Annotated in this window: 12 protein-coding genes; 5 read left to right on the top strand and 7 right to left on the bottom strand. The window is 64.9% G+C overall.

Translation table 11 applies throughout. The features are described from left to right. Positions 1-5: 5 nt before the first annotated feature. Both IVB31_RS25445 and IVB31_RS25440 read right to left on the bottom strand, forming a co-directional pair. Positions 6-1,553: an ABC transporter substrate-binding protein gene (locus tag IVB31_RS25445; RefSeq protein ID WP_247329251.1), complete on the bottom strand. Its 1,548-nt coding sequence runs from the start codon at positions 1,551-1,553 to the stop codon at positions 6-8. Positions 1,554-1,571: 18 nt separating this feature from the next. Beyond that, complete coding sequence (locus tag IVB31_RS25440; protein ID WP_247329248.1) at positions 1,572-2,888, bottom strand: M20/M25/M40 family metallo-hydrolase; 1,317 nt, start codon at positions 2,886-2,888, stop codon at positions 1,572-1,574. Between the two features lie 76 nt (positions 2,889-2,964). Here IVB31_RS25440 and IVB31_RS25435 point away from each other — a divergent pair, with 76 nt between their 5' ends. Beyond that, positions 2,965-3,726, top strand: a complete 762-nt coding sequence (locus tag IVB31_RS25435; RefSeq protein ID WP_247329245.1) for a GntR family transcriptional regulator — start codon at positions 2,965-2,967, stop codon at positions 3,724-3,726. Between the two features lie 10 nt (positions 3,727-3,736). Here IVB31_RS25435 and IVB31_RS25430 read toward each other — a convergent pair whose 3' ends face one another. Then, complete coding sequence (locus tag IVB31_RS25430; protein ID WP_247329242.1) at positions 3,737-4,087, bottom strand: RidA family protein; 351 nt, start codon at positions 4,085-4,087, stop codon at positions 3,737-3,739. 325 nt (positions 4,088-4,412) lie between these two features. Between IVB31_RS25430 and IVB31_RS25425 the strand changes: the two genes are divergently transcribed. Beyond that, a complete protein-coding gene (locus tag IVB31_RS25425; protein WP_247329240.1) occupies positions 4,413-6,734 on the top strand; it encodes a molybdopterin guanine dinucleotide-containing S/N-oxide reductase in 2,322 nt (773 codons plus the stop codon). A gap of 145 nt (positions 6,735-6,879) precedes the next feature. Here the strand turns inward: IVB31_RS25425 and IVB31_RS25420 are convergent, their stop codons facing one another. Then, positions 6,880-7,860: an AraC family transcriptional regulator gene (locus IVB31_RS25420; RefSeq protein WP_247329237.1), complete on the bottom strand. Its 981-nt coding sequence runs from the start codon at positions 7,858-7,860 to the stop codon at positions 6,880-6,882. 171 nt (positions 7,861-8,031) lie between these two features. Beyond that, positions 8,032-8,739: a hypothetical protein gene (locus tag IVB31_RS25415; RefSeq protein WP_247329234.1), complete on the bottom strand. Its 708-nt coding sequence runs from the start codon at positions 8,737-8,739 to the stop codon at positions 8,032-8,034. Positions 8,740-9,047: 308 nt separating this feature from the next. Here IVB31_RS25415 and IVB31_RS25410 point away from each other — a divergent pair, with 308 nt between their 5' ends. Continuing rightward, positions 9,048-9,470: an OsmC family protein gene (locus IVB31_RS25410; protein WP_247329231.1), complete on the top strand. Its 423-nt coding sequence runs from the start codon at positions 9,048-9,050 to the stop codon at positions 9,468-9,470. Positions 9,471-9,621: 151 nt separating this feature from the next. After that, complete coding sequence (gene msrA / locus IVB31_RS25405) at positions 9,622-10,137, top strand: peptide-methionine (S)-S-oxide reductase MsrA (RefSeq protein WP_247329229.1); 516 nt, start codon at positions 9,622-9,624, stop codon at positions 10,135-10,137. A gap of 9 nt (positions 10,138-10,146) precedes the next feature. Here the strand turns inward: msrA and IVB31_RS25400 are convergent, their stop codons facing one another. Beyond that, a complete protein-coding gene (locus tag IVB31_RS25400) occupies positions 10,147-12,987 on the bottom strand; it encodes a winged helix-turn-helix domain-containing protein (RefSeq protein ID WP_247329227.1) in 2,841 nt (946 codons plus the stop codon). Between the two features lie 296 nt (positions 12,988-13,283). Between IVB31_RS25400 and IVB31_RS25395 the strand changes: the two genes are divergently transcribed. After that, positions 13,284-14,273, top strand: a complete 990-nt coding sequence (locus IVB31_RS25395) for a tripartite tricarboxylate transporter substrate binding protein (protein ID WP_247329225.1) — start codon at positions 13,284-13,286, stop codon at positions 14,271-14,273. Between the two features lie 6 nt (positions 14,274-14,279). On the opposite strand, the gene IVB31_RS25390 is transcribed toward IVB31_RS25395, so the two are convergent. After that, entirely contained in the window at positions 14,280-15,419 is a 1,140-nt protein-coding gene (locus IVB31_RS25390; RefSeq protein ID WP_247329223.1) for an MFS transporter, read from the bottom strand. Positions 15,420-15,667 lie beyond the last annotated feature (248 nt).

Genomic DNA, 15,667 nt, shown 5'->3' with positions numbered 1-15,667 from the left:
CGGCGTCAGGCGCGCTTCGGCGCGCCTGCGCCGAGCGAGACCAATTCGAGGCGGAAGACCGAACCGCGTGGATGCAGCGCGTAGCCTTCGACGTAGGATCGTTGCGCCGCCAGGAGGTCGAAGAACGCTGGAATCACCGAGGGGACTTCGGCGTTCATCATCTCCTGGGCCTTGGCATAGAGCGCGGTACGCTTGGCTTCGTCGGTCTCGACGCGGGCCGCGCCGATGACGGTGTCGAACTCGGTATTGTTCCAGTGGGTTTCGTTCCAGGCGGCGTTCGACGTATAGAGCAGGTTGAAGATCGCGTCGGCGGTCGGCTGCATGTTGTAGAAGCCGACGTAGAAATTGCCCTTCTTCCACACTTGGTCGAGATAGGTGGCATGCGGCATGGTCTGCACATTGATGCGGAAACCGGCCGCAGCGGCCATCTCGCGGACCGCGACGCCGAGCTGCGTGCGGCTTGCCGGCCTGTCGGAAGCGATCAGTGTCACATCGACCCCGTTGGGATAACCCGCGTCGGCCAGGAGCTGCTTCGCCTTGGCGATATCAGGCTTCTTCAGCGGAATGCCCTTGTAGAAGTGGTAGGCGGAGTTCAGCGGCGTGTCGTTGCCGGGCGTGCCGTAGCCGCCGGCGACGAAGCCCACGGTTGCTTCGCGATCGACCGCCAAGGCCAAGGCCTGGCGGACGCGCAAATCGTTGAACGGCTTCTGGTCGCATCCGAGATTGATGTTCAGGAACTGGCCGGAGGGCGTGCGCAGAGCCTTGACGCCAGCGGTCTTGACGAGGCGCTCGTACTCGCCCGGTGTGGTCGTGAGGAGAACATCGATTTCGCCCGAGATCATCGCTGACGCTTCGGAGGTGCGATCGGGATAGACGAGCAGCTCGATGCGGTCGAGGTAGGGGCGCGTCGGATCGTAGTAGGCGGGATTGCGCTCGACGACGATCCGGCGATCAGGCTCGTAGGACGTGAGCTTGAAGGGACCGGTGCCGTTGGCGGAGGTCGAAAGACTGGCGAGGTCGCCGGCGACCACCTTGGCCGGAACGATGCGTGCGTTGAGATAGGTCAGCGCCACCGGCAGGTCGGCGTAGGCACCGGAGAGCGTGAACTTGACGGTCAGGGGATCGATCGCGGCGGCCTCCTTGATTGGGCCGACATTGGTGCGGCCGGGCGAGGCGGTCTTCGGATCGAGGATGGCGTTGATGGTGGCGACGACATCGCCGGAGGTCAACGGCGAGCCGTCATGAAATGTCACGCCCGGACGCAGCTTGAAGATCCATTCCGTCAGCGTCGCGTTCGGCTCCCACGAAATCGCCAGATCCGGCTCAACCGTCATGTCCGGCTTCAACCGTGTGAGGTTGGAGTAGAGCAGCTCGGTGACGAGATATTCGGGGTTCACGCGCGCCAGCATCGGATGAATGACCGACGCGGCCTGGTCGAGCGACATCCGCAGCACGCCGCCGCGCTTCGGCGCCTCGGCGAGGACGATCTTGGGGAGGCTGGCCAGGCTGATTGCGGTGCCGGCAAGGAAAAGGCGGCGAGTGACGGACAGCATGGATACATGTTCCTTGAGTTAGCGAGTGGCGGCTGTTTCGGGCGAAAGATCGGGACAGAATTCGGCGGATAGATAGGCAAGGACGGATTTCGACAGCGCCACGATGTCGGCGAGCGTGGTGAATTCGCCGGGCGCATGAATGCGGCTGTCCGGTCGGCCGAGGCCGGTCAACAGGACCTCCTGCATTCCGGTCTGTTGCACCCAGCCGAAATCGGAACAGCTCGTCGCGCCCCATTTGGCGAAATCTTCAGGCGCATAGCCGAACCCGGCCGACAACGCCTGCTGCCAGCGTGGCCAGTGCGGGCCGGTGGGATCGGATGTCGGCATCAGGTGGCCGGTGAGAAGGATCTCGATCTCAGCACCGGGCGCGGCCTGCGTAATGACGCTCTCGATCTCGGAGCGAGCGGCGAGGAAATCCTCCTCCGGTGCGTAGCGGCGGCAGAGCAGAATTTCAAATAGCGAGGGAATCTGGCCGCCGCACTGGCCGCCATGGGCGGCAGAAATATCGAGCTGCGCGGCAAGTGGACTGGTCGCGTGCGGCTGCGCGGGCAGGGCCGAAATCCGCTCGGCAATTTCAGGCTTCAATGCGGCGAGCGCATTGAGGATCGGCAGCGCAGCCTCGATGGCGTTGGCGTTCGCGCCGGCGCTTCGGGCCTCGCTCGCATGAAGCGTCTTGCCGTGGACCCGTATCAGCAGTGTGAAGAGGCCGAAGCAGCCGGCCCAGATGCGTGGAGCTGGCGTTCCATTGAAGTTGAGAATGTGGCCTTCGAGCAAGCCCTGTTCGGCGAGATAGCGGACGCCAGGATAAAGCCCGCCTTCTTCGTCGGTACAAAGCAGCAGCATCGGGTCGTAGGCGAGCGGTAGACCAATCGCGGCGGCGGCGCGTAGCGCCAGCAGCACGGCCGCGATGGTGCCTTTCATGTCGGCGGCACCGAGGCCGATCAGGTGATCGCCGTCGCGCGTCAGCTGGAGTGGATCGGTCGTCCAGCCGGTTGCAGCCGGGACGGTGTCGACATGGAAATAGAGTCCCAGCACGGGCCTGCCGGAGCGGCGTCGCGCGACAAGATTGGTGCGGACACCGCGCGCCGGCCCGCCGGCGACATGCCACAAGCGCTCAGGCACATCGATGCGCTGACATTCCAGGCCGAGCGTTGCGACGCAGTTCTCCATCAATCCGGCAAACGCTTCGTATCCCGTGCCGGGCGGGAAACTCGTATCGACCATCACCATGCGCGCGAGATCGTCGACCGCAGTTTCCGCGGTGCGTTCGATTTCAGCGAAACCGTCGCTCAGGGTCGGCTTGGCCCGCCTGGGGCCTGGAGGTGGCGAAAGCATTTGCGATAGCCCATATCTATATTCTATATAGAAATAGGTCGAACCGTCGCTGTCAATTCCAAAGAATGAGGCACCTGTGACCGGCAAACAGGCAAAAGCAGCGACAAGCGCCCCTTCGACTCTGCCGGTCCCGCTGTATGAACACGTCAAGCGGCAGATTGCCGAAGCGATCTTGGTGGGCGAACTGTCTCCCGGCGCGGTGCTGCCCGGCGAAGTCGCGCTTGCAGCCCGATACGGCGTCGCGGTCGGCACCATTCGCCGGGCGCTGGCGGACCTGACGGCCGATGGCATGCTGGTGCGTCGACGCAAGACCGGCACGGTCGTGACCGGCCGCGCGCCGCAGCACAGTCTCCGCTTCTTCTTTCAATATTTCCGCCTGCACGGCGAAGACGGCAGTCTGCAACGCTCCGCGTCCGAGGTCCTGTCCGTGGCGATCCGCCCGGCAGACGCCGAGGAGGCTGCGCTCTTTTCGGAGCCCGTCGGTGAGCCGCTGCTGTGTCTCCATCGCGTTCGGCGGATTGGTGGTGTGCCGGTCATGCATTCGCGGATCAGGCTTGTTGCGAGGCGGGCGCCTGATTTCCCGCAATCGCCGTCGAGGGTACCGGCGCTTCTTTACCTGCATCTGCTCGATGCCTATGGCATCCGCATCGCGGCGGTACGCGAAAAACTGTTGGCAGAGGTTGCGGACAAGCAAGACCTGCGGTTGCTCGCTCTCCGTTCGCCAAGTGCAGTCCTCGTGATCCGCGAAGAGGCGTACGATCAAGCCGGTGTGTTGGCGCTCCTCAGCGAGCACCGCGCAACGACGGCGCATCATCACTATGTCAACGAGATCCGATGATCAGGGGCGACTATTGTCGAGCGGCGATGACCGTCATCTCGAGTTTGACGCCCGGGCCGAGATCGGCCACGCCGATTGCGGCGCGCGCCGGCAGATGGGCTTCCGCAAAATGCGCCTTCCAGGCTGCATTGAACTCTGCCTTCTCCTTCAGGTTCGTCATGTAGATGGTCACCTGCAAGACGTTGGCGAGATCGGATCCGAGAGTCTTCAGCAGTTGGGCAAGTTGCCCGAGGACGTCGTTTGCCTGGCCCGACATATCGAGGCCAGTGTCTTCCGGGACAATCCCACCAATGTAAAGCACGCCATTGTGCTCGACCACTTCGTGGAGCAGACCTTCGTAGGGCAAGACGCGCTTGATCATGATGGGACCGTTGTTGCTGTGGGATGGCGGCGTATCGCACATTTCAATGTCACTGTCGTTGGAAGAGATTGCGCGCGAGGTCCTACCGAAGACGCATCGCTCGTCTCCGAATGCGGTCCGATAAGGCCTTGAAAATAAATATGAATGGGTCGAAGAATCGACAGTGGCCATTGCCTCGAATGATCACCAAGCCGTCCTTGCACAAGGGCCCGGCATTTCCGCCGACCCTGATCCCGACGACATCGGAGAGCGGATCGGTATACTGCCACCCGAATTGACTCGGGAGCGGCCGGGACCGTGCCGCGCCCGAAATGAGGATCAGACGATGGACGATACGATTGGTTTCCCCGACCCCGGCCTCGACCTGTCCGACGGCTTCAAGCCGCACACGTCGCATTGGGGCGTGTTTTCCGCGCGTCAAAGCGAAGCCGGGCTCGAGGTCAGGGCGTATGCGGGCGATCCCGATCCCAACGGCATCATCGACAATTTCCCCGGCGCGCTCCGTCACCAGGCGCGCATCACCCAACCCGCGATCCGCCGCGGCTGGCTCGAACGCGGTCCCGGTCCCGATAACAGGCGCGGGCGCGACGAATTCGTCTCCGTCAGCTGGGAGAAGGCGCTCGATCTGTTGGGCGACGAGCTTGGCCGCATCCGCGACACGCGCGGGCCCGGCGCCGTGTTCGGCGGCTCCTACGGATGGTCGAGCGCAGGCCGCTTCCATCACGCGCAGAGCCAGGTGCATCGCTTCCTCAACATCGCCATGGGCGGCTATGTCCGCTCGGTGAATTCCTATTCCTCCGGCGCGTCCTCGGTGCTGCTGCCGCAGATACTCTGTGGCTACGAGGACATCACCAAGCGCAACGTCACCTGGGAGCAGATCGCCGCCAACACCGACATCGTGCTGGCGTTCGGCGGCATGGCGCTGAAGAACTCGATGGTCGCCGGCGGCTCGATCAGCAAGCATGTCGAGCGCGGCGCCATGGAGGCTGCGCGCCGGCGCGGCTGCGAGTTCATCTTGATGAGCCCGCTGCGCGAAGACCTGCCCGCCGAGGCCGGCGCCGAATGGATGAATTGCGTGCCCGGCACCGACACCGCGCTGATGCTCGGCATCGTCCACACGCTGGTGAGCGAAGGTCTGCACGACCAGGCCTTCCTCGATCGCTACACGGAAGGGTGGCCCGTCTTCCTGCGCTATCTCACCGGCGAGAGCGACGGCCAAACCAAGGATGCCGAATGGGCCGCCGCGATCTGTGGCGTCGATGCGAATACCATCCGGTCACTCGCGCGTCGCCTTGCCGGCAGGCGCGCGCTGATCACCGTCTCGCATTCGCTCCAGCGCGCCGAGCATGGCGAGCAGCCGGTGTGGATGGGCATGGTGCTGGCGGCAGCCCTCGGCCAGATCGGTCTTCCCGGTGGCGGCTACGGCTATTCGCTCGGGGCGATCGGCTATTACGGCCGCCGCGTCAACGACGTGCCGGGGCCGACACTGGGGCAGGGCCGCAACGGCGTCCGCGATTTCATCCCGGTGGCGCGCATCGCCGACATGCTGCTCAATCCCGGCACGACCTATCGCTACAATGGCGAGACGCGCACTTATCCGGATATCCGCCTCGTCTACTGGGCCGGGGGCAATCCCTTCCATCATCACCAGGACATCAATCGCCTGCGCAAGGCGTTTGCGAAAGTCGACACGTTCGTCGTGCACGAGCTAGCATGGACTGCCTCGGCCCGGCATGCCGACATCGTGCTGCCCTCGACCATGACGCTCGAGCGCGAGGACATCGGCTATTCCAGCAACGATCCGCTGATGGTCGCGATGCACCGGATCGCCGAGCCGTTCGGACTTGCGCGCGACGACTACGACATCTTTGCCGATCTCGCCGACCGTCTCGGCGCGCGCGAGCCTTTTACGGAAGGCCGCACGTCGCGGGAATGGCTCGAACATCTTTACGAACCGACCCGCGCCTCGTTGGAGGCGCGCGGCCTGGAGGCGCCGAGTTTCGAGGAATTCTGGCAGCGCGGCAGCCTGGTCGTGCCGCAGCAGCCCGACGACGGCGGCCGCCTGCGCAGTTTTCGCGAGGATCCGGTTGCGCATCCGCTGCCGACGCCGAGCGGCCGCATCGAGATTTTCTCAGCGAAGATCGCCGGCCATGGCGATGCCGATTGTCCGGGCCATCCGGTCTGGCTCGACAAGACCGACATGCCCAGGCCAGGCGCGCCCTGCTTCCTCGTCGCCAACCAGCCGGTGACGCGCCTGCACAGCCAGCTCGATTTCGGCGGACATTCGCTTGCCGCAAAACATCGCGGCCGCGAGGTCGCACGCATGAACCCGGTTGACGCCAATGCGCGCGGCATCAAGGACGGCGACGTCATCCGCCTGTTCAACGCACGCGGCGCCTGCCTCGCCGCGGTCCACGTCACCGACGGCATCGCGCCGGGTATCGTGCAGCTCCCGACCGGCGCCTGGTACGACCCGATGGACCCCGAAGACGACGCGCCGCTCTGCGTTCACGGCAATCCGAACGTGCTCACCCGCGACATTGGCACCTCGTCCTTTGCGCAGGGCTGCACCGGCCAGCTCACGACAGTCGAGATCGAGAAGTTCACCGGCAATCTGCCGCCGATCCGCGCGTTTGATCCGGTGTAGGGAGCGCCGCGCAATCCGGAGTCGCTTGCCCGAGCGGCCGCCACTCATCGCGCGTCCATGAAGAAAAAGGGGCCGCCCTGTTTGGGAGCAGGGACGGCCCTGAGTGGCTCGCGGGCCCGGGAGGAGGAGGGCGCGAGTCGATGCGTCACGCGGCTGCGCTGATCCAGTCGCTCTCCGGAGAACGACGGCGCGTCGGCAGCGCTTGCATCTCGCGCCGGTCGCCCTTGTTGGCGAGGCGCCAGCGCGCGGGAGATTGATCGCTGATGCGCTTGAAGACGGTCGAAAAATGCGCCTGCGTGCTGAAGCCGACGGCAAGCGCGATCTCCGCCAGCGGCCGCTCGGTGGTCGCCAGCAGCGTCTTGGCATGCTCGACCCGGTGATTGAGCAGATATTCGCGGGGACGGTAACCGGTGGCGGCGCGGAACTGCGCCGCGAAGTGCATTCTGGACAGGCCGGCGACATTGGCGAGCTCGGACAGGCTGACACCGCGGTGGAAATGATCGGCGATATATTGCTCGACGCGCCGCAGCCGCCATTTCGGCAAGGCATTCACCCTGGCCCGCGGCAATTCCAGGCGCGCGAGATGCATCGCAAGGGTCTGGCCGATGCAGCGCGCGAACTGATGGTCCGCGGCGTCGCCATGTTCGATCAGCGTCTTGGCAAGCTCGGCCGCGAGCGGGTCGCGCAACAGGACGAGGTCATTCAGTCCGTCGGTCGCGGAAAATTGTGCCGGAAAATGATCCGCGGAGATGTGAAAGTGCAGGAAAGCGCAGGGCGCCTGGAATTGCACGCCGAGCGGCTTCGACGGCGCGGTGAGATACAGCGTGCCCGCAGGCATGACGCCGTCGAAAACCACCTGGCGGTCCCGGGTCAGTTTGGCGCGCGTGGTCTTCAGGGCGATGCCGACGAAATAGCGATCCTCGGGCGTCGTCGCTTGGTGCGACGACGTGCTCCGCGCCTCTTCCCATCGCGAGATCGCGACGTCCTCGGTCGCCTGCGGGCCGGGATCGAACTGACGCCATTGGCTCTCCCGGGCGATTGCCTGTGTTGCTCGGGGGATCTCGCGGTCCCGCGCACCGCCCGGAAAATCGATCCAGGCATGCGCCGCCTGCAAATTGGTCAACATGGCTCATCCTCTCCCGGCTTTGCCGCTGCTTGCGACCGGCAAACACGCAAACCCACGCTTTCGATGTTCGGAGGATAGGCGTGAGCTGGCCAGGACGCCCGTTAGTGGTGATTAGGATCTGTTAGTTTTTGTGGGACTGTTGAACGCTGCGAGCGCTCGCGCGCGTTGCGGCTACCCGAAGACGGCGTCGAAGATTTCGACGTCCATCAGCACCGGCTTGGCGACCACCGTTCCGTCTGGCCGCAGCGTCTGCGCCCGTCGAAGCGTCGGCACCACGATGCCGCCGAAGCTGTCATGGGCCCAGGAGTAATGCGCGACCTTCATTCCAAAGAGATCGTGATCGGTCCTTCGTTGCAGGGCGTTCTCGTCGAAATAGAAGGTTTGCTCGGGCGCGAGCGTGATCAGGTGTGGGGGGAACTGCGCCCGCAGCCGTCGCCAGGTCTCGGTGTTCTCACGCCACGGCGTCAGCTCTTCCGTGACGACGTCGGGATGGGCAAGCAGGAACGGATTGGTCAGATAATTCCAGATCGCAACGCCGCAGAAGAAGACGAGGTGCAGCTCGTCCGCGAGCGCAGGCGAGCCGGTCTGTGGAAATGCAAGGCTCGGGTTATTCCAGGTGCGCAGGACCTCACCCTCCAGGCTTTCGATCGTGATCGCGTCAGGCTGAAAGGAGCCGGAGTGTTCTCCTCCGGTGATGCCGGTGAAGCGGACCGATTGCGTCCGGGTCGAGCCTTCCGCGGTCACGTCCTTGAATTCGCTGGCATGTCCGGCGCTGGAGAACAACGTTCCGCCGACGGAGAGGTGGAGCGTGAACCGGTTCAAGCTGTTCCAGCGGGCCATTCCGCCGCTGGCATCGATCACATCGTCAAGAAGCGCCATGTCCCGCCAGATCCACCGTGAAGTGCGACCACCATGGCGGGGCGGATGCGGCTTGGCGTGTTAGAAGTTGTTAGGAGTTGCGAGCGCGCAGCATGGCAGTATCTCGTTGAAGATACTCTCAATTCAGGGCGGCCCGCAGCTCCCCGGCGGCGATCGGATCGCGGTTCTGAAGTCCTCCTCTGACCACGCGACGAGGCCTGTCGGAACCGCTGCGGCGCTCGACCGGTTGGGGAGGCGACAAGCGGTGATGCCGATGTCGCCTTTCGCCGGTAGAGAGTGCCGGTGGCAAAACAACAAGGAGAATTGAGATGATCCGCAAGGCAAAAGCCGTTTGGAAGGGCACCGGACGTGACCGCACTGGCCATATTTCGAGCGAGTCCGGCGTGCTCACGGAGACGCCCTATTCGTTCAAGACCCGCTTCGAGAACGAGAAGGGCACCAATCCCGAGGAGTTGATCGCGGCGGCCCACGCCGGTTGTTTCACCATGGCGCTGGCCTTCGGCCTTCAGATGGCGGGTTTCACGCCGGACGAGCTTTCGACGGAAGCAGCCGTCACGCTCGAGCCCGAAGGCAAGGGCTTCAAGATCAGCAAGTCGGCCCTGACACTGCGCGCGAAAGTGCCGAATCTCGACGACGCTGGTTTCGCGCGCATCGCCGGCGAGGCCGAGAAGAATTGTCCGGTGTCGAAAGTGCTCAACGCCGCGATCACGCTCGACGCCAAGCTGGGCTAGAGCCGACATTTGAGACGTGTCCATCCGGTTCCTGGCCTAACGAGAGGAGCCGGATGGACATATATGGAATGCCTGGCTTTCGGCCTGGCGGCCGAGAGCATATTATTCGACAGACGCAGAACGACCAGACCGACCGATTGGGAGCGATGATATGACAACGGAACGCGCAGTATTGGCTGGAGGCTGTTTCTGGGGCATGCAGGATCTGATCCGCAAGCAGGCGGGCGTGATCTCCACCCGCGTCGGCTACACCGGCGGCGCGGTGAAGAACGCCACCTATCGCAATCACGAAGGCCACGCCGAGGCGATCGAGATCATCTTCGATCCGGCCAAAACCAGCTTCAGGACCATGCTCGAGTTCTTCTTCCAGATCCACGACCCGAGCACGCTCAACCGTCAGGGCAACGATCTGGGCACGAGCTACCGCTCGGCGATCTTCACCACGAGCGACGAGCAGAGACGGATTGCCGAAGACACCATCGCCGACGTCCAGGCATCCGGTCTGTGGCCCGGCAAGGTGGTGACCGAGGTCGCGCCGGCCGGCGAGTTCTGGGAGGCCGAGCCGGAGCATCAGGATTATCTCGAACGTTATCCTGACGGCTACACCTGCCACTTCATCCGGCCCGACTGGAAGCTGCCGCGGCGCGCGGCGGCTGTGGGAGGTTAAAGCTGGTCGTCAGGTCCGAAGCTGCTCGATCAGACCGCGCGCGCTGCGGATATCGGCGATGCCAGCGCCCTCGGCGAACGGCCTCCATGTGCGTTCCAGAATTGCCAACGCCTCGGCGTTCCGGCCAGCCCCGCTCATCAGCCGCGCGAGGCTGTTGCCGCAGCGCAGCTGCCAGAAATGTGCGCCCTGCTGGACGGCAATGTCCATGGCCTCGCGGAAGCGCGCCTCTGCGTCTCCCGCATGCCGCGTGCTCCTCATCATCAACTCTCCCTTGATGCGGATCAGCTCCGGCAGGTACCAGAGCTCCTGCCGGTCGGTGCAGCGCGCCAGTATCTCCTCGATCATGTCGAGGCCGCGGTCGGGCTCGTCGGCCTCGCCAAAACATGCCGCGAGTTCACCAAACAGGGGAAGGAAGCGCGGCAGGAAGCGCGCATCGCCGGCGCGATTGAGTTCGTCGCGCAGAAGCGGCAGCCCCGTCGCGACGTCGCCTCGCTTGGCAATGACCGCGGCGTTGAAGGCACGTGCCCACAGGCCCCACAGCCGGATCGCGTGGCGTTCGGTGTGCTCGAGCAGCTCGGTGCCGTAACGCTCCGCGGCGTCGAAATCACCGGCCCAGAAACTGATCGGGCAGGCGGCCTGTCCCAGCACGCTGCAGAAGGTCAGCGCGTGGCCGTTGGCGCGGCCCTCCTCGATGTTTCTCGCGGTCAGGGCCTGGGCCTGATCGGCCAGGCCCTGAAGCCACAGGATGCGCGCCCGGAAATATTGCGTCGATATTCTCAGATCGAGCGGGAAGATCTTCGGCTTCTCCGCCAACACATGCAGCGATGCATTCACCCGGTCGATGCGCAGTCGTGCCTCGTTCTGGTCCCCCAGATAATGTAGTGCGACGGCCATCAGGCGGTCGCCCAGCATGGGATCGGTCCTGTCGGGCGAGTTCGCCGCTGCATTCGCGAAGCGATCGGCGAGCACACGGGCCTTGCCGAACTGTCCGTTGTTGAACTGGTCGATGCACAAGCCCCAGAGCGCGCGCAGCCGGAAATCCTTGTCGTCGAGTCTGTCGGCGAGCTCGAGGGTCGTCTCGAGGATCGGCCGCGCCTCGCGCGCGCGGCCCTCGCCATACATCAGCGACCAGCCGAGCGCCGACAGGAGCTGCATGCGGATGCGGTCGTCGTCTGCGGTGTCGCCGAGCGCGGCGAGCGCGGTTCTGCTGCGCTCACGGCATTCGGCGAACAGCGAAAGACGCACCCACAGCGTGACCGCGGCCGCCGTCAGCGCGATACCGAGTTTGGCCTCGCCGTCGGGCCCGAAGGCCCAGTCCAACGCCGCGCGCACATTGTCCAGCTCCGCGCCATGGATGCTCAGCCATTCGGGCAGCGGCGTCGAATTGTCGGCCTCGGCGCGCTCGAAGAAATCGCGAAAATGCTCCGCATGGCGCCGCGCGAACTGCCTGGTCTCGCCGAGCTCGTTGAGTTTTCCGTGCGCGTAGGTCCGCGTGGTGTCGAGCAGCCGATAGCGCAGCGTCCGCGATGCCGACGGCGAGATCAGCGATTTGGTCACGAGGCTGTCGATCGCTTCGAGAGTCTCCGAGGCGTTGAGACCGTCGCCGGAGGCGACCGCGGCGGCCGCTTCCGGCGCGAAAGGCCCGGCGAAGACCGACAGGCGTCGGAGCGTGGCGCTCTCCGCTGCGGGCAGAAGGTCGTAGCTCCAGTCGAGCGCCGCGGCGAGCGTCTGGTGCCGCGGCACGGCGGTGCGCCGCCCCCGCCATTGCAGCGAAAAGCGGCTGTCGAGCAGGGATGCCGTGCCGGCGATGCCGTAGGCATTGACGCGGCCCGCTGCGAGCTCGATCGCCAGCGCGATGCCGTCGAGGCGCCGGCAGATGTTCGCCACGAGGGGCGCCTCTTCCGCGCTGAGCTGGAATGGGCCCGAACTCTGCGCAATTCGCTCCACGAAGAGTTGGGCCGCTGGGTAGGCGAGGACTTCGGCGACGGCAAGTCCCTCGCGCTCGGGCGGACAGTCCAGCGGGAACAGCCGGAAAATCCGCTCGCCTTCGCTCCGGAACGACTCGCGGCTGGTTGCGAGAACACGAAGCTGCGGCGCCTCGCGAACGATGCGCTCGACGAGCGGCGCCAGATGATCCAGCACATGTTCGCAACTGTCGAAGATCAGCAGGGCCGGTCCGGCCTTCAGGAATGTCAGCAGGGCCGGCGTCGGATCCTCCGCGCTGATGGTCAATCCGAGCGCCGAAGCAGTGGTGGTCGCGATGTGGCTGGCATCCCGCAGCGGACCGAAATCGACGAAGAACACACGTCCGCCGAAATCCGGAGAACGGCGATGCCCGACGGTGACGGCGACCGCGGTCTTGCCGATGCCGCCAGGGCCGACCACGGTCACGAAGCGATGGAGCGACAATCCGTTTGATATCTTCTCGACGATGTCTTCCCGTCCGACCATCTTCGTAAGCTGAGCGGGCAGGGAGCGAGGCGGCGCGATTTCGGCCGGGGGTGGGGCGGCAGGCTGAGCTGCTTGAGCGAACGAGGCGACGAAGCAATAGCCACGGCCGGGCACATTGACGACATAACGGGCAGATTTGCCGGTATCGCCGAGCGCCTTGCGCAGCGCCGCGATGTGGAAGCGCAGGCTGCCCTCGTCGACATTGACGTCGGCCCAGATACGCTTGACCAGCTCTCTCTTGTCGACGACTTCACCGGGGCGTCCGGCAAGGAAGATGAGAATGTCGAGCGCGCGGCCGCCGACATGAAGCGGCGAGCCCTCTTTCTCCAAGAGCCGGGACTTCGGAAACAGTCGAAATGGCCCAAAGGAAATGGCCGAGTTTTCGCTACGATCTGGCACGCGCCATCGCCCCCGCGAAGGGAGTCAAAAGGTATTCGCTTCTGGTCTATCAGAACGAGGGGTACAGTAAACTGGCCGAAAGCACTGGGTGGGGCTGACAGCCCTGCGCGGACGGCTTGGGTCGGCCGGTCCGCCGAAATAATGCTTGAAAAGGAAGGAGTTGCGCCGGCGTGACAACGCGATGACGTCGGAGCTCGTCCGGATGGAGCATTGACTGTGGCGGCGGATTGCTGCGATGGCATGGTCCGGGAGCCGGTCCCGCCACCACATTGACTGCCGACTTCCGGAATTCCAGCATGGCTTCCTCCACGCGCCGACACTTCGTCCATGCGTTATCGGGCGCAGCGGCGCTCGCCGCGCTTCCCCGCAGCGGACACGCCGCCGACTATCCGTCTCGCCCCATTCGACTGGTGATTCCCTATGGAGCCGGCGGAGCGGGTGACCAGATCGGGCGCCCCTGGGTGAACAGGATGTCGTCGCTGCTGGGGCCGACCTTCGTCGAATATATCGGGGGTGCGGGCGGCGCGATCGGGACCGCGGCGGTCGCGCGCGAGGAGCCCGACGGCTATTCGCTGCTGCTCGGAAACGGCAGCACGCAGGTCATCATTCCGCTGACCTCGAAAAATCCCGGTTATTCCGTCGGCGATTTCCGCGCCATCTATCGCCTGATCAGCACGGCGCTGGTTTTCGCGATCCATCCTTCGGTGCCTGCCGCTGACATGCGCGGCCTGATCGCCTACGCGAAGGCCAATCCGGGAAAGCTGTCTTACGGGACGCCCGGCATCGGCACCGGAAATCATCTGGTCGGCGAATCCTTCAAACAGCAGGCGGGCGCGCTGGACATGGTTCACGTGCCGTATCGGGGTATTTCGCAGGCAACCAATGACCTCGTGAGCGGCCAGATCTCGCTCGTTATCGGCGTCATGTCCGACCAGTTGAAGCAACTGGGTGAGGCAGGGAAGGTCAGGCTGCTGGCGGTCACCACCGAACGGCGGCTGAGCGGTGCGCCGGAGATTCCCACGGCCATGGAATCCGGCATGCCGGGTCTCCGATATGAGGGATGGTTTGGTATCTTCGCACCCAGGCAAACCGACGATGCGATCATCGACCGGATCGCGCAGGCGACACGCCTCGCGATGGCCGATCCGGCGCTGCAGGCAAGCTATCGTGCCCAAGGCATCGAGCCGGACATCGATTCGAGCCCCGACAAGTTCCAGCGCATTATCGACGCGGAGACCGCAAGCTTGGCGCCCGTGATCAAATCGATCGGGCTGGGCAATTTGTGAGGCCCATCACGCATCGGCGCGAGTCACAATGCGCGCCGACAGCGTGACGAGGCCCATCAGAGCGGCCAGGAGCCAGAACGCCGTCGGCAATCCGCCAAGGCGCGCCACGAAGCCGACACCGGCGGGGCCGACGAGGACGCCTGCGTAGCCGGCGGTCGTGATCGCGGCGACGGCGAGCCCGGTGGGCATCACCGTCTGCCTCGCCGCCCGGCGGAACAGCACCGGCACGAGGTTCGATGCGCCGAGGCCGATCAGCAGGAAGCCGCCGATGGCGACTGCAGCTACGGGAGCCGTGAGCAGGACCGCGAAGCCCGCGATGGCAATGAGGCTGCCCCAGACCAATGTCGTGCGGTCTCCGATCCGCGCAACGACCGCGTCGCCGCCGAGCCGCCCCATCGTCATCGCGATCGAGAACACGATGTAGCCGATCCCGCCTTGCGCCTTGGAGACGAGGCCCGCACCGATCACGAGCAGTGCGCCCCAGTCGAGCATCGCGCCTTCGACGAGGAAGGTGATGGCGCCGAGCAGCGCGAGCAGCAGCACGGAGCCGTGCGGCACGACAAACAGCGGTCCGTCCTGAACCTGCACGGAGCGAAGCAGGCGCGGCCAGGTGACCAGCATTGCGATCAGCATCAGGACAGAGCAGATCACCGTGCAGGCGAACGCACCGAGCTGCAGCGAGAGCAGCGCGGTCATCAGCGCGGATCCGGCAAAGCCGCCGATGCTGAACAGCGCGTGGAAGCCGGACATCAGCGGGCGTCCCGCGGCGCGCTCCACTTCCACCGCGTGGATGTTCATGGCGACGTCGATGGAGCCGAGCGCGGCGCCGAATGCGAGCAGTGCCACCGCCAGGGTCGCCGGCGAACTCGCGATGGCCAGCAGAGGCAGGACGATGGCAAGACCGAGCCCGCCCGCAATGATGATCGGCTTGCTGCCATGGCGTGCGCTCATGATTCCGGTCAGAAGCATCGCGACCACCGAGCCGATGCCGAGGCTGAGCAGGAGCAGTCCGAGGATGCCGTCGTCGACGGCGAGCCGCGCCTTCGCGAACGGCACCAGCGGTGCCCAGCACGCCATGCCGAAGCCCGCAACGAGGAAGGCGAGCCGCGTCGCAAGGCGCGTCGCCGGCGTGTCGGCAGAAGGCATGGGAACTCCGGAGGAGGCAGGGGCGGGACGGACGATAGGCCCCACGATTGCCGCGCCTTTATGTCCGGGGCGTGCCTGAATTGCCGCAGGCGGCGAGATGGTGTCCTGCGGATATCCCCGCCGGCCACCCGTCGGGCAAAACACCCGGCAAGGTGTCAAGCATCGATCGCAAAAATATTCCCCTTTACCGAAATTCGGATTTGTCGTATGTGTCGCCCATCCCGGCTCGACCAAGAGGGGCGATCTTG

This window comes from Bradyrhizobium sp. 21, from assembly GCF_023073335.1.
GTDB lineage: Bacteria > Pseudomonadota > Alphaproteobacteria > Rhizobiales > Xanthobacteraceae > Bradyrhizobium.
The sequence above is the reverse complement of the archived record's forward strand: the minus strand, read 5'-3'. Positions and strand labels throughout refer to the sequence as shown.

Excerpts from the sequence above, each read along its gene's own strand:
- IVB31_RS25445 (WP_247329251.1), bottom strand. The coding sequence starts at position 1,553 with ATGCTGTCCGTCACTCGCCGCCTTTTCCTTGCCGGCACCGCAATCAGC.
- IVB31_RS25440 (WP_247329248.1), bottom strand. The coding sequence starts at position 2,888 with ATGCTTTCGCCACCTCCAGGCCCCAGGCGGGCCAAGCCGACCCTGAGC.
- IVB31_RS25430 (WP_247329242.1), bottom strand. The coding sequence starts at position 4,087 with ATGATCAAGCGCGTCTTGCCCTACGAAGGTCTGCTCCACGAAGTGGTC.
- IVB31_RS25425 (WP_247329240.1), top strand. The coding sequence starts at position 4,413 with ATGGACGATACGATTGGTTTCCCCGACCCCGGCCTCGACCTGTCCGAC.
- IVB31_RS25420 (WP_247329237.1), bottom strand. The coding sequence starts at position 7,860 with ATGTTGACCAATTTGCAGGCGGCGCATGCCTGGATCGATTTTCCGGGC.
- IVB31_RS25415 (WP_247329234.1), bottom strand. The coding sequence starts at position 8,739 with ATGGCGCTTCTTGACGATGTGATCGATGCCAGCGGCGGAATGGCCCGC.
- IVB31_RS25410 (WP_247329231.1), top strand. The coding sequence starts at position 9,048 with ATGATCCGCAAGGCAAAAGCCGTTTGGAAGGGCACCGGACGTGACCGC.
- msrA (WP_247329229.1), top strand. The coding sequence starts at position 9,622 with ATGACAACGGAACGCGCAGTATTGGCTGGAGGCTGTTTCTGGGGCATG.
- IVB31_RS25395 (WP_247329225.1), top strand. The coding sequence starts at position 13,284 with ATGGCTTCCTCCACGCGCCGACACTTCGTCCATGCGTTATCGGGCGCA.
- IVB31_RS25390 (WP_247329223.1), bottom strand. The coding sequence starts at position 15,419 with ATGCCTTCTGCCGACACGCCGGCGACGCGCCTTGCGACGCGGCTCGCC.